This is a genomic window from Nocardia sp. NPDC127606, assembly GCF_042671725.1.
GTDB lineage: Bacteria > Actinomycetota > Actinomycetes > Mycobacteriales > Mycobacteriaceae > Nocardia.
Window position 1 is genome coordinate 161,045 of record NZ_JBHXWQ010000006.1, and the last position, 12,393, is coordinate 173,437.

Genomic DNA, 12,393 nt, shown 5'->3' on the forward strand with positions numbered 1-12,393 from the left:
GTCACGAACGGGCGCCGAGCCGCATCCCATGGTCGAACGCATCAGTCCATGGCAGGAGGCACAGATGAACATCGTGGTTATCGGCGCGGGATACGCGGGTACTGTCGCGGCGAATCGGCTGAACCGCAAGGCCCCTGATACGCGGATCACCGTGGTCAATCCGCGCGGCGTCTTCATCGAGCGGGTGCGATTGCACGAACAACTCGCGGGCAGCGGGACCGCGGACCGGCCGCTCACCGAGATGCTCAGAGACGGGATCACGGTCGAGACCGCGAGTGTGGACAAGATCGGCGACGGTGCGGTCACCCTCGACGACGGCCGGAGCCTGGACTTCGATCACGCGATCCTCGCGGCGGGCAGCATCGCGAACCCACTACCCGGCGCGATTCCGGTCGGCACATGGGAAGGTGCCGAACAGGCACGAATCGCGCTGGAGGCGCTGCCCGCCGGCGGGATCGTCACGGTGATCGGCGGTGGGCTGACCGGGATCGAGACCACGACCGAGATCGCCGAAGCCCGTCCCGACCTGCGCGTACGACTGGTGAGCGAGACGGTCGCCGCCGCGCTCTCGGCCGGTGCGCAACGGCATATCCGCAATACGCTGGCTCGGTGGGAGGTGGAGATCGTGGCCGACCGGATCGCCGAGATCGACGGGACGACACTGCGACTGGGCTCGGGCGCCGAACTCGATTCCGACCTCACCCTGTGGGCGATCATCTCGGCGGTGCCCGAACTGGCCGCCCGCAGCGGACTCGCGGTGGACACCGACGGCCGTGCCCTGGTCGACGCCTCCTTGCGCAGCGTCACCGATCCCCGCGTCTTCGTCGTCGGCGACTGCGCGGCCGTCCCCGGTATGCGCATGGCGTGCGCCACCGCGGCACCCCAGGGCGCGCACGCGGCCGATACGCTGGCCAGGATGATCAAGGGACGCGAGCCGCGGCCGTTTTCGATGGGCTACGGCGGCCAGGGCATGAGCCTGGGCAGGCGTGACGGCCTGATGCAGACGACCGACCGCGAAGACACTCCGCAGCGGCTGTACATCAGCGGACCCGTCGCGGCGTTCGCCAAGGAACGCATCAGCCGCTATGCCGCCTACGCCTCCCGCACCGGCAACAGCGTGTGGATCAGCGGCCCGAAACAGTGATCCAGGCGCACGAGGACACCTTCACCGAGAACCGGCGGCTGCTGTTCTCGATCGCCTACGAGATCCTCGGCTCGGTGGTCGACACCGAGGACGTCCTGCACGACAGCTACCTGCGCTGGCGCGGGGTCGACCTCACCATGGTCGACAACCCGCGCGCCTACCTCGCGCAGATCGTCACCCGTCAGGCGCTGGGCGTGCTGCGGTCCACCGCCCGCAGACGCGAGGAGTACGTCGGGCCGTGGCTGCCCGAACCGCTGGCCACCGAGATGGACGGCGGGGTCGAGCACGTCCTGACCGGCGAGGCCGTGACCACGGCGATGCTGCTCGTGCTGGAAACGCTCACGCCGGTGCAGCGGGCGGTGTTCGTGCTGCGCGAGGTGTTCGCGTTCGACTACCCGGAGATCGCGGCGGCGGTGGACAAATCCGAAGCCGCTGTGCGGCAACTGAACCAGCGCGCCCGCGACCGCGTGCACGCAGCTCGCCACACCGCCGTCGCCACACCCGCCGAGGCCAGGTCGGTGGTGGAGAGGTTCTCGATCGCGGCCGCCACCGGCAATGTGCAGGCCCTGATGGATGTGCTGGCTCCCGAGGTGGTGTTCCTCGGCGACGGCGGCGGTGTGGTGAACGCGGTGCGCAGGCCCGTGCACGGCCAGGACAAGGTGGCCCGGCTGGTCATCGGGTTGCTCGCCAAGGGGCAGCGGCTCGGCGTCCTGGGCGCGCACCTCGGCATCTACAACGCGATGCCCACGATCCTGGCGACTGTCGACGGCGTGCTCGACCAGGTGACGTCCATCGAGGTCACCAACGGTCGGGTCACCGCGATCTACTCCATGCGCAACCCCGAAAAGCTCAGTGCTGTGCGGGTTCCGCACTGAGGCCGAAGGCGATCACCCGGTCGGGGTGGATCCGGATGAGCGCGTCCGACTGATCACCGATGTAGGACTCGACCCCGGTCAGCGCTTCGGCGGTGCCGCGGATCTCGAGGCAGCGCACCCGCCACGGGCGCACCGAGGCGATGTCGTCGACGACGAAGGCCACCTGTGCGTTGTCGGCGAGATTGCGGAACTTCTTGGAGGCGGCCAGGTTCCAGCCCGCGATGTCGATGGTGCCGAGTTCGGCGTTGTAGCGGAAGCCGACCGGGTTGTTCTGCGGCGAGCCGTCGGGGCGGACCGTGGCCAGCCGCCCGAGCCGCTGGGTCGAGAGGTACGCGAGATGCTCCGGTGTCAGCGTTGTGCTCATATACCGACGCTAAAACCTCGAGTGCTGTCGAGGTCAAGGGCCGTCGGAGGTGAGGTGGGCGAACGCACAGCCGCGAGCGGGCTTCGCCCCTCGACCTCGCACGGTCCGCGCGCTAGGCTGAAAAATATACGGCACCGTATAACTGGAGGTTCGACATGACACTTCCCCCCGGTCAACGCGCGATCGATGGCTTCCCCCGTTTCGGTACACACCTGCATCACCCACCGCCACCGATTCCCGCGGACCCGGTGATCGAGGTCGGCGGGGCGCTGACGGAACCGTTCACGCTCACCACGGCGGACCTCGCCGAGCTACCGCGCGTGGAGGTGAAGGCCGACTTCCACTGCGTGGCCGGCTGGTCCGCCACCGACCTGCGGTGGGAGGGCGTCCCGTTCGCCACGCTCTATCGCACGCGCGTGGAACCGCTGCTCGCGCCGGGTAGGCCGATCAGCCATGTCGTCTTCGCGGGGCTCGACGGGTATCAGTCGGTCGCGCTGCTGGAGGACGCGCTGGCCGATGATGTGCTCATCGCCGACCGACTCGACGGACAGCCACTCACCAGCGACCACGGCGCGCCGATCCGGCTGGTGAGTCCCGGCCAGTACGGGTTCGTCAACACGAAACACCTGTGCCGCATCGAATTCCACACCACCCAGCCCATCGACCCGGACAAGTGGTCACCGCTCGCGGCGCACCGCAGGGCGCGCGTCTGGGCGGAAGAGCGCCATCGCTACCTGCCGGGCCGGGTGGTTCGGCCGATCTACCACGCGTTGATCGGGCCGATCCGCCGGATGAGCGCTCGCGGAAGTACCGAACGAACTGCGTGAATCCCGGTGCCGGACAGCCTCAGTCGAGCAGTTTCTTCTGTACTTTGCCCATCGCGTTGCGCGGGAGCGAGTCGACGAAGCGAACCTCCCGTGGGCGCTTGTGGGCCGAAAGCTGTTCGCCCACATAGGCGGTCAGCTCGACTCCGAGCGCGTCGGAACTCCCGTCGCGCGCGACGACGAAGGCCACGATCCGCTGCCCGAGATCGTCGTCGGGCAGCCCGACCACGGCGACCTCGCCGACCTCCGGATGCCCGAGCAGCGCGGTCTCGATCTCCCCCGCGCCGATGCGGTACCCGCCGGATTTGATGAGGTCGATGGACTCGCGCCCGACGATGCGATGGAATCCGTCGGCATCGATGACAGCTACGTCACCGGTGCGGAACCATCCGTCCTCGGTCCAGTCCCGCGCGGTGGCCTCCGGCCGATTCAGATACCCGTCGAACAACATCGGTCCGCGAACCTGCAGGCCACCGATGCTCGCACCGTCATGCGGGACGGGCTCGCCCGCTTCGTCGCGCAGCCTGGTTTCCACCCCCCGCACCGGCGTGCCGACCCAGCCGGGCCTGCGCTCTCCGTCGGCCCGGGTGGACAGCGTGATCATGGTTTCGCTCATCCCGTACCGCTCCACCGGCGGCTGCCCGGTGAGCTCTGCCAGCTTCTCGAACACCGGCACCGGCAGCGGCGCGCTGCCCGAGACGAGCAGGCGCGCCTTGCTCAGCTCCTTGGCCAGTTCGGGCTTCTCGACCACGCGTGACCACACCGTCGGCACCCCGAAATACAGGCTGCCGCCCGCGGCCGCGTAGGCCTCCGGCGTCGGCTTGCCGGTGTGGATCACCGGACTGCCGACCCGCAACGGCCCGAGCAGCCCGAGGATCAGCCCGTGCACGTGGAACAGCGGAAGCCCGTGCACCAGCGTGTCTTTCCACGTCCACGCCCACGCCTCGGCCAGCGCGTCGAGCCCGGCGGCGATGGCGCCGCGGCTGAGCATCACGCCCTTGGGCGCCCCGGTGGTTCCCGAGGTGTAGAGGATGAAGGCGATCGCGGCCGGATCGGGTTCGGGGTAGGTGTGCCACGACCGGGCGTGCAGCCGCACCGGTACCACCGGCAGGTCCGTGCCCTCCGGCGCCGGGCCGAGCCAAGCCTGCGCGCCCGAATCGCACAGAATGTGCTCGCGTTCGGCGGTGCCCGAGTCCGGCGGCACGGGAACCACGGTCACCCCCGCGATCAGGCAGCCGACCACGGCGATCACGGTGCGCAGGGTCGGTTCGGCCAGCACCGCGACACGGTCGGCGCGAGCGATGCGTTCGGCTACCGATGTCGCCGAACCCAGCAGATCGCTGCGCGAGACGGTGGCATCATCGATGGTGACGGCGTCGGGAATGTCATCCCCGGCGGCGACGGCGGCCGGATTCAGCGAAGCGAGCAGCAGCGGCGGACCATAGGGCATCCGTCAACGCTAACGCGACACGATCGGGCGCGTGCGGCCGCCGCTGTCGTTGACACCCCGACAACATGGTGAGACATTAAACGTGCAAGTCTCTCATGCTCTCTTCGACGAAAACGGGGTCAACGATGACCATCCTGTCGCGCTCGCGTTCGCAGCGGTCCGAACCGGTACCCTTCGACATCCGCGACTACGTCGACGGTTCCGCGGCCTTCTACGGCGCGACCGCCAATGTGATCATGCAGCTCAGTCTGGCCCCCGTCGGCCACGGCGTCGCCGAATCGACGGTGCACAGCGGCAGCATCATGAAGCACCCGGTGAAGCGCACCCGAACCACGCTCACCTACCTGTCGGTGGCGCTGATGGGCACCGACGCGGACCGCGAGGCCTTCCGCACCGCCGTGAACGGCGCGCACCGCCACGTCCACTCCACCGCCGCCAGCCCTGTGAAGTACAACGCCTTCGACAAGAACCTGCAGCTGTGGGTGGCCGCCTGCCTGTACTGGGGCTCGGTCGACGTGATGCATCGCCTCTACGGCCCCGTCGACGACGCCGTCGCCGACACCTTCTACGACTACGCCCACTACCTCGGCACCACCCTGCAGGTGCCCCGCGAGATGTGGCCCGCCGACCGCGCCGCCTTCGATGCCTACTGGTCCGAGCATCTGAAGCTCACCAGCGTCGATGCCACGATCAAGGCTTACTTCGACGACCTGCTCGACCTGAAGATGGTCAGCCCGCCCCTGCGCCTGTTCTTCGCCCGCTTCCACCGCTGGTTCACCACCGGCCTACTCCCCCAACACCTCCGAGACGAACTCGGCCTGTCGTGGAGCCCCGCCGACGAGCGCAAACTCAACCGCATGATGCGTACCACCGGCACGGTGACGGGCCACATGCCACGTCCCCTGCGCAACTTCCCCTTCAACGTCACCCTCATCGACATGCGCCGCCGCAACCGGCGCGGCAAACCGCTGATCTGATCGGCATTGCCGCGCGCCTCCCACGCCGACCTGCGACGTTCGGGTTTCATTCCCCACGATCGCAACGCCGTCGCGCGGAATCGGAGGACGTTCGTGAGCATTCGAACAGTGACATGGTGTGCGGCGGCGGTCGCCGTCGGCCTCATGGCGGCTGCGCCCGCCGCCCACGCCGACGAGGACCCGGCGACGGTGCCGCCGCGAACCGCCATGTCGCTGCGGATGCCAGGCGGATTCGCCTGGGGCACCGCCAACGAGCACGAATCGCGGGCGGCGCTGTCGATGTCCAAGCTCTACCTCGCCGATTACGCGCTGCGCCACGGCGACGGTTCGCCGCAGGACCGCGCGCTGTCGGAACGGATGATCCGTGACTCAGACGACGGCGCCGCCACCCAACTCGCCGGCAAATATCCGGAGGCGATCGAAGCGACCGCCGGCGAGTACGGATTGCGCGCGACGCACGGCAGCTCCGACTGGGCCCGGTCGAGCACCAGCACCGCCGACATCACCGAGTTCCTGGCCGCCAAGCAGCGCACCGACGCCGGTTCGCCGATCTTCGAGTGGATGGCGGGTGCGAGCAACACCGCCGCCGACGGCACTCCCCAGAACTGGGGCACCGCCCAGCTGCCCGGCGTCCAGGGCAGCAAGTGGGGATGGTCGGATGTGGGCGCCCCCGAGGTGGCTTCCGCATCCTTCGGGCCCAGCTTCTCGGTCGCCGCGCACACCTACGGCACCCCGGCCGACCAGTCCGCCGACGTGCTCGACGCCCTGCCCGCGTTGATCCTTCGCCTCGCTGGGGCGTACTGACAGAGGTCCGTGGTGCGGCCCGCCCGGGTCAGAAGGGCGCTTGCTGCCACCAGTTGTCGCGGGCTTCCTCGAAGGTGTGACCCGGCCACGACACCTCGACCACCGAGTTCGCACTGAACACATTGCCGCGTTGCCTGGCCGCGAGCGTGAACGGCGCGGCGGGGTCGCGAGGGCGGTAGGCGGCGAGACTGGTGTGGTGCAGCTCTCGCGAGGTGTCCTCGGTGGCGTGCCGCAGAAGGTAGGCATCGGCGTCGGCGGCGGAGGGGTACTCGGTGTACCACGCGATGAGACCGTCGGTGTCGGTGCAGGTGATCTGCTGGAGCGGCGCCGGGTCGCCCGGCAGCACGACCAGCGACGGGGTCGCCGAACAGTTCGCCTCCCGCCAGCCGCGCCCGGCGGGTCCCGACGGGATCAAATCGGTGAATCCCGAGGCCACCGACGCGTGCGCACCCCAGGTGGGCGGCGGCGGAACTCGATTCGGGCGCACGAACTTCCAGTAGACCGCACCGACGCCGATCACACCGGCCCCGGCGACCATGGCCAGCACGAGCAGACTCACCGCGAGTACCCGCCACCGCGAGGAAACCGCCCGCGGTGGCCGCGACCGCGCACGGCCGACCGGCACCCCACCGCGATGCACGGCCTGCCGCGGCACGGAGGGTGAGCTCACCAGCGTCGGGTTCAGCGAATTCGCCGCAGGATCCGCCGACCACACTTCCCGACCGGAAGGACGCGGCGCTGTACCGGAATCGCTTGCCGCGCTGCCGACTTCCCGAGCACGGGCTGGCCCGAACCCGCCGACGCCCGGCGACACGAGATCGGTGCGGGCCAGCGCCGCCGTCGCCGCCTGCGCGAATTCCACACAGCTGTCGAATCTTTCGGCAGGTTCCTTCGCCATGACCCGCGCGATGACCGCGTCGATTCCGGGCGACAGATCGTCGATCATCGCGGACGCGCGTGGTACCGGTTTGGTGAGGTGGGCGGCGACCACCGCACCGGGATTGTCCGCGGGAAAGGGGCTTTGGCCGGTGAGCAGGGTGAACAGAGTGCAGCCGAGCGAGTACTGGTCGGAGCGGTGGTCGACCGGAACGCCCGAGAGTTGTTCGGGCGACGCGTAGGCGAGGGTGGCGAGAAAGGCTCCGGTGCGGGTGAGCTGGCGGGCGTCGCCGCGCAGCCGGGCGATTCCGAAATCGGTGAGCAGGACGCGGTCGCCGGAGCGGCTGGGGGCCAGCAGGATGTTGGCGGGCTTCACATCTCGGTGCAGCACGCCGCGATCATGGGCGTAATCCAGTGCTTCGGCGGTCTGCGTGATGATCCCGATCGCCCGCGCCGGATCCAGCGGCTCGCCGCGGAACACCGAGGCGTCGCGACCGTCGACGTACTGCATGGAGATCCACATCAGGCTGTCTTCGACGCCACGGTCGAGCACCGAGACGATGCCGGGATGATCGAGATGGGCGGACACGTCCGCCTCACGCTCGAACCGCCCACGGACCTCGTCGTCGGAATACAGTTCGCGGTTGAGCAGTTTCAGTGCCACCTGCCGAGGCAGGCGCGGATGCGCCGCGAGATAGACGGTACCCATCCCGCCCCGGCCGAGCAGCCGGTCGATCCGATACCCCGCGAAGACCGTGCCTGCACTGAACTCCACCCCGTGCATTCCGTTGTGCCTCTCGGTCTTGTGCAGGACAGCCACGCCCCCTGTGCTCCACACGATATCGGCAGCCGCAGGCAGCGCGAACCGCTGGGCGCGATCTGCCCAGCGGTTCGTACGGAGGCGGTGTTCAGGACAGGCGGGCTGCCGCTTCGGCGATGCGTTCGTCGGTGGCGGTGAGGGCGATGCGCACGTGTTCGGGCGAACGGGGACCGTAGAAATCGCCCGGGGCGGCGAGGATTCCGCGTTCGGCGAGCCAGTCCAGGGTGACGCGGCAGGGTTCGCCGCGGGTAACCCACAGGTACAGACCGGCTTCGGAGAAGTCGATGCGGAAACCTGCCTGCACCAGAGCTTTTCGCAGGATCTCGCGACGGGCGCGGTAACGCTCGCGCTGCTCGGCCTCGTGGATGTCGTCGCTGAGCGCGGCGGTCATCGCGGCCTGGATCGGGAACGGCATGATCATGCCGGAGTGCTTGCGCACCTCGAGCAGCTCGGCCACCAGTTCCGGGTCGCCGGCGAGGAATCCGGCGCGGTAGCTGGCCAGATTCGAGGTCTTCGACAGGGAGTGGATGGCCAGCAGACCGGTGTGGTCGCCGTCGCAGACGCGCGGGTCGAGGATCGACACGGCCTCGCCCTCCCAGGTCAGGCCCAGGTAGCACTCGTCGGAGGCGACGATCGCGCCGCGCTCGCGGGCGAACGCCACCACCTTGCGCAGGTGCTCGACGGGCAGCACCTTGCCGGTGGGGTTCGAGGGCGAGTTCACGAAGATCAGCGCCGGGTTCTGCGGGCCGACCTGGGTGAGACCGTCTGCGCGCCAAGGCTTCGCGCCCGCCAGCAGCGCGCCGACCTCGTAGGTCGGATAGGCGATCTCGGGGATCACCACCAGATCATCGGAGCCGATACCGAGCAGTCGCGGCAGCCCGGCGATGAGCTCTTTCGTGCCGAGCACCGGCAGCACCGCCGCCGGGTCGACGCCGGTGACGCCGAACCGGCGCGCCAACGCGGCGACGGCGGCGGAGCGCAGCTCAGGGGTGCCGTGCGTGGTCGGATAGCCGGGCACAGCCGCCACCGAACCCAAGGCCGCCCGGATCAGCGGATCGACCGGGTCCACCGGTGTACCCACGGACAGGTCGACGAGGCCACCGGGATGGGTGGCCGCCTTCTGTTTGACCGCGGCGATGGTGTCCCAGGGAAAGTCGGGCAGCAGGCCGCTCACCCGCCCACGGGTGGGCACCCCTGCGCTCACTCTTCGGCCATCGGGGGCAGCGCCTTGATGAAGGCGGGGTCGAAGTCGACCACACCGACCTTGGTCGCGCCACCGGGGGATCCCAGCTCGTTGAAGAAGTCGACGTTGGCGTTGATGTAACCGCTCCACTGGTCCGGAGTGTCGTCCTCGTAGAAGATCGCTTCCACGGGGCAGACCGGCTCACACGCACCACAGTCCACGCACTCGTCGGGTTGGATGTAGAGCATGCGACCGCCCTCGTAGATGCAATCCACGGGGCATTCCTCGATGCACGCCTTGTCCTTCACGTCAACGCACGGTTCAGCGATGATGTACGGCACTGCCGTTCTCCTAGTCTGTCCTCACCTGCGGGGTTACTCCGCCCACGAAACACTATCCCGACCGCCCACATTACTCCCAGGTCAGCCTGCCCTAACTCATACTGACAATCATCCGATAGCCAATGGCAGTGGTGGCGGTTTGGCTTCCACCACTCCGTAGGTGGTGGTGCGTTCGCGGACCGGCCGGTTGATGCCCGCCGCGATCTCGGTGAGTTCGGCGACGGTTTTCGCGGAGCCGTGCTGGGAACCGGCCATCCGGGAGATGGTCTCTTCCATCAGCGTGCCACCCAGATCGTTGGCGCCGCCGGTGAGCATGGCCTGAGTACCGAGGGTACCCAGTTTCACCCAGCTGGTCTGGATGTTGTGGATGCGGCCGTGCAGCATGATCCGGGCCAGCGCGTGGACCGCGCGGTTGTCGCGGTTGGTAGGGCCCGGCCGGGCCGCGCCGGCGAGGTAGAGCGGCGCGCTCTGGTGGACGAACGGGAGCGGGACGAACTCGGTGAAGCCGCCCGTCTCGTCCTGGATGCCGCGCAGCACCCGCAGGTGGCCCACCCAGTGCTTCGGGTTGTCCACATGTCCGTACATCATCGTCGAGCTCGACGGGATGCCCAGCTTGTGCGCGGTGGTGATGACCTCGATCCAGGCCGAGGTGGGGAGTTTGCCCTTGGTGAGCACCCAGCGGACCTCGTCGTCGAGGATCTCGGCGGCCGTTCCGGGGATCGAGCCCAATCCGGCCTCCTTCAGCGCCGACAACCAGTCGTGGATGCTCTGGCCGCCACGGGAGGCACCGTTGACGATCTCCATCGGGCTGAACGCGTGGACATGCATCGACGGCACCCGCGCCTTGATGGCGCGGACCAGGTCGGCGTAGCCGGTGACGGGGAGTTCGGGGTCGATGCCGCCCTGCATGCAGATCTCGGTGGCGCCGTCGACGTGGGCTTCCCACGCGCGGTCGGCGACCTCGTCGGTGCTGAGGGTGAAGGCGTCCGCGTCGCCCTTGCGCTGGGCGAAAGCGCAGAAGCGGCAGCCGGTGTAGCAGATATTGGTGAAGTTGATATTGCGGTTCACCACGTAGGTGACCTCGTCGCCGGAGACCTCACGTCGCAGCGAGTCGGCCAGTGCGGCAACGGCTTCCATGTTCGCGCCGTCAGCGGTGGCCAGGGCCAGGTACTGATCGTCGGTAAGACCCGCCGGGTCCTTCTCGGCGGCGCGCAGCGCGTCGAGCACCTCGGAATCGAGCCGCTCGGGCGCGACGACGGCCAGGTCGCGGGCGTGTTCGCGAATCGTCTCCCAGTCGCCGAACGCGCCGACGACTTCCTGACCGAGCCCGGAATCGCTGCGGCTGTCGGTGTTGCGTCCCTCGGTGTCGATGGCGGTGTTCAGGTCGACGCGGCCGACCGAATCCCATGACTCGTCGGGTTCCTGCCACGGCAGGCCGACCGGCATGGCCTCGGGCCTGGCCAGGCCAGTCGCGGGGTCGGTGAGCGCGTCGACGTGCGCGCCGATCCGGGGATCGATCCAAGGATGGCCCGCGCGAACGTATTTCGGGTGCGCGGAGGTGCGCTCGACGAGGGTGAACCCGGCCGCCTCGGTGATCTCGCGCAGGGTGTCCAGATTCGGCCACGGGCGTTCGGGGTTGACGTGGTCGACCGTCACCGGCGACACCCCACCCCAGTCGTCGATACCGGCGTCGATCAGCGCCCGGCAATCACTGTGCGACACCAGGTTCGGCGGTGCCTGCACCGGAACATCGGGGCCGAGCAGCAATCTCGTCACCGCGACGGTCGCCAGGAACTCCGCCACGCCCGCATCGGGAACATCGCGCATGGCGGTGTCGTCCTTGGCGCGGAAGTTCTGCACGATCACCTCCTGGATGTGCCCGAACTCCCTGTGCTGCTTGCGAATCGCCATGATCGACTCGGCGCGTTCGGTGAGATTCTCACCGATGCCCACCAGGATGCCGGTGGTGTAGGGCACCGAGAGCCTGCCCGCGTCGGTGATCGAGCGCAGCCGGACCGCGGGATCCTTGTCGGGGCTGCCGTAGTGGCATTCGCCCTTGTCGGTGAACAGCCTGGTGGCGGTGGTTTCGAGCATCATGCCCATGGACTGGGCCACGGGCTTGAGGCGGGAGATCTCGTTCCAGCTCATCACGCCGGGGTTCAGGTGCGGCAGCAGGCCGGTCTCCTCCAGCACGAGGATCGAGACGGCACGCAGATAGTCGAGGGTGGAGTCGTAGCCGCGTTCGTCGAGCCACTGCGCGGCCTCGGGCCAGCGGTCCTCCGGCCGGTCACCGAGGGTGAACAGCGCTTCCTTGCACCCCAGCGCGGCCCCCTGGCGGGCGATCTCGAGCACCTCGTCGGGTTCGAGGAACATGCCCTTGCCCTCGGCGCGCAGCTTGCCGGGCACGGTGACGAACGTGCAGTAGTGGCACTTGTCCCGGCACAGCTTGGTGAGGGGGATGAACACATTGCGCGAATAGCTGATCGTGCGTGGGCGGCCCGCCGATTCCAGGCCCGCGTCGCGGACTCTGGCGGCGCTGGCACACAGGTCGACGAGGTCGTCGCCGGTGGCATAGAGCAGGACGGTGGCCTCGTCGACGTTCAACGTGACGCCGTCGCGGGCTCGGCGCAGGGCCCGGCGCATCGCTGCGGGACTCGGCGGCGACATCGGAACGCTCGGCTTCGGAAGGTCGGTCACCCCGTCGATCATGCGCTACTTCTTCCCCGGACGTGTGG

At 68.7% G+C, this 12,393-nt stretch carries 11 protein-coding genes; 5 read left to right on the forward strand and 6 right to left on the reverse strand.

Going from position 1 to position 12,393, the window contains the following annotated elements:
• The first annotated feature begins 64 nt into the window (after positions 1 to 64).
• The gene (locus ACFVJ5_RS25270) at positions 65 to 1,144 is read left to right on the forward strand and encodes an NAD(P)/FAD-dependent oxidoreductase (RefSeq protein ID WP_379223632.1); all 1,080 of its coding nucleotides are present in this window, start codon (positions 65 to 67) and stop codon (positions 1,142 to 1,144) included.
• The gene (gene sigJ / locus ACFVJ5_RS25275; RefSeq protein WP_379223634.1) at positions 1,120 to 2,019 is read left to right on the forward strand and encodes an RNA polymerase sigma factor SigJ; all 900 of its coding nucleotides are present in this window, start codon (positions 1,120 to 1,122) and stop codon (positions 2,017 to 2,019) included. The genes ACFVJ5_RS25270 and sigJ overlap by 25 nt, the downstream gene beginning before the upstream one ends.
• Here sigJ and ACFVJ5_RS25280 read toward each other — a convergent pair.
• Positions 1,994 to 2,383 (reverse strand): PPOX class F420-dependent oxidoreductase, encoded by a 390-nt coding sequence (locus ACFVJ5_RS25280; protein ID WP_379223635.1) that lies wholly within the window; start codon positions 2,381 to 2,383, stop codon positions 1,994 to 1,996. The two genes, sigJ and ACFVJ5_RS25280, sit on opposite strands and share 26 nt — an antisense overlap.
• 155 nt (positions 2,384 to 2,538) lie before the next feature.
• Here ACFVJ5_RS25280 and ACFVJ5_RS25285 point away from each other — a divergent pair, with 155 nt between their 5' ends.
• The gene (locus tag ACFVJ5_RS25285; RefSeq protein ID WP_379223637.1) at positions 2,539 to 3,210 is read left to right on the forward strand and encodes a molybdopterin-dependent oxidoreductase; all 672 of its coding nucleotides are present in this window, start codon (positions 2,539 to 2,541) and stop codon (positions 3,208 to 3,210) included.
• 19 nt (positions 3,211 to 3,229) lie between these two features.
• Here ACFVJ5_RS25285 and ACFVJ5_RS25290 read toward each other — a convergent pair whose 3' ends face one another.
• On the reverse strand, positions 3,230 to 4,657 hold the full coding sequence (locus ACFVJ5_RS25290; RefSeq protein WP_379223639.1) for an acyl-CoA synthetase: 1,428 nt from the start codon (positions 4,655 to 4,657) through the stop codon (positions 3,230 to 3,232).
• 125 nt (positions 4,658 to 4,782) lie between these two features.
• Here ACFVJ5_RS25290 and ACFVJ5_RS25295 point away from each other — a divergent pair, with 125 nt between their 5' ends.
• Both ACFVJ5_RS25295 and ACFVJ5_RS25300 read left to right on the forward strand, forming a co-directional pair.
• On the forward strand, positions 4,783 to 5,634 hold the full coding sequence (locus tag ACFVJ5_RS25295; protein ID WP_379223640.1) for an oxygenase MpaB family protein: 852 nt from the start codon (positions 4,783 to 4,785) through the stop codon (positions 5,632 to 5,634).
• Between the two features lie 93 nt (positions 5,635 to 5,727).
• Entirely contained in the window at positions 5,728 to 6,438 is a 711-nt protein-coding gene (locus ACFVJ5_RS25300) for a hypothetical protein (RefSeq protein ID WP_379223642.1), read from the forward strand.
• Positions 6,439 to 6,466: 28 nt separating this feature from the next.
• Here the strand turns inward: ACFVJ5_RS25300 and ACFVJ5_RS25305 are convergent, their stop codons facing one another.
• From ACFVJ5_RS25305 to ACFVJ5_RS25320, 4 genes are all read right to left on the reverse strand, one after another.
• Complete coding sequence (locus ACFVJ5_RS25305; RefSeq protein WP_379223643.1) at positions 6,467 to 8,089, reverse strand: serine/threonine-protein kinase; 1,623 nt, start codon at positions 8,087 to 8,089, stop codon at positions 6,467 to 6,469.
• 133 nt (positions 8,090 to 8,222) lie between these two features.
• A complete protein-coding gene (dapC, locus tag ACFVJ5_RS25310; RefSeq protein WP_379223645.1) occupies positions 8,223 to 9,326 on the reverse strand; it encodes a succinyldiaminopimelate transaminase in 1,104 nt (367 codons plus the stop codon).
• Positions 9,327 to 9,334: 8 nt separating this feature from the next.
• On the reverse strand, positions 9,335 to 9,658 hold the full coding sequence (fdxA, locus tag ACFVJ5_RS25315) for a ferredoxin (protein WP_056813450.1): 324 nt from the start codon (positions 9,656 to 9,658) through the stop codon (positions 9,335 to 9,337).
• Between the two features lie 108 nt (positions 9,659 to 9,766).
• Positions 9,767 to 12,367, reverse strand: coding sequence for a bifunctional FO biosynthesis protein CofGH (locus ACFVJ5_RS25320; RefSeq protein ID WP_379223647.1), 2,601 nt, complete (start codon positions 12,365 to 12,367; stop codon positions 9,767 to 9,769).
• Positions 12,368 to 12,393: the final 26 nt, after the last annotated feature.

Coding starts and splice junctions, on each gene's coding strand:
- ACFVJ5_RS25290 (WP_379223639.1), bottom strand. CDS start 4,657: ATGCCCTATGGTCCGCCGCTGCTGCTCGCTTCGCTGAATCCGGCCGCC.
- ACFVJ5_RS25270 (WP_379223632.1), top strand. CDS start 65: ATGAACATCGTGGTTATCGGCGCGGGATACGCGGGTACTGTCGCGGCG.
- ACFVJ5_RS25280 (WP_379223635.1), bottom strand. CDS start 2,383: ATGAGCACAACGCTGACACCGGAGCATCTCGCGTACCTCTCGACCCAG.
- ACFVJ5_RS25295 (WP_379223640.1), top strand. CDS start 4,783: ATGACCATCCTGTCGCGCTCGCGTTCGCAGCGGTCCGAACCGGTACCC.
- ACFVJ5_RS25320 (WP_379223647.1), bottom strand. CDS start 12,367: ATGATCGACGGGGTGACCGACCTTCCGAAGCCGAGCGTTCCGATGTCG.
- ACFVJ5_RS25285 (WP_379223637.1), top strand. CDS start 2,539: ATGACACTTCCCCCCGGTCAACGCGCGATCGATGGCTTCCCCCGTTTC.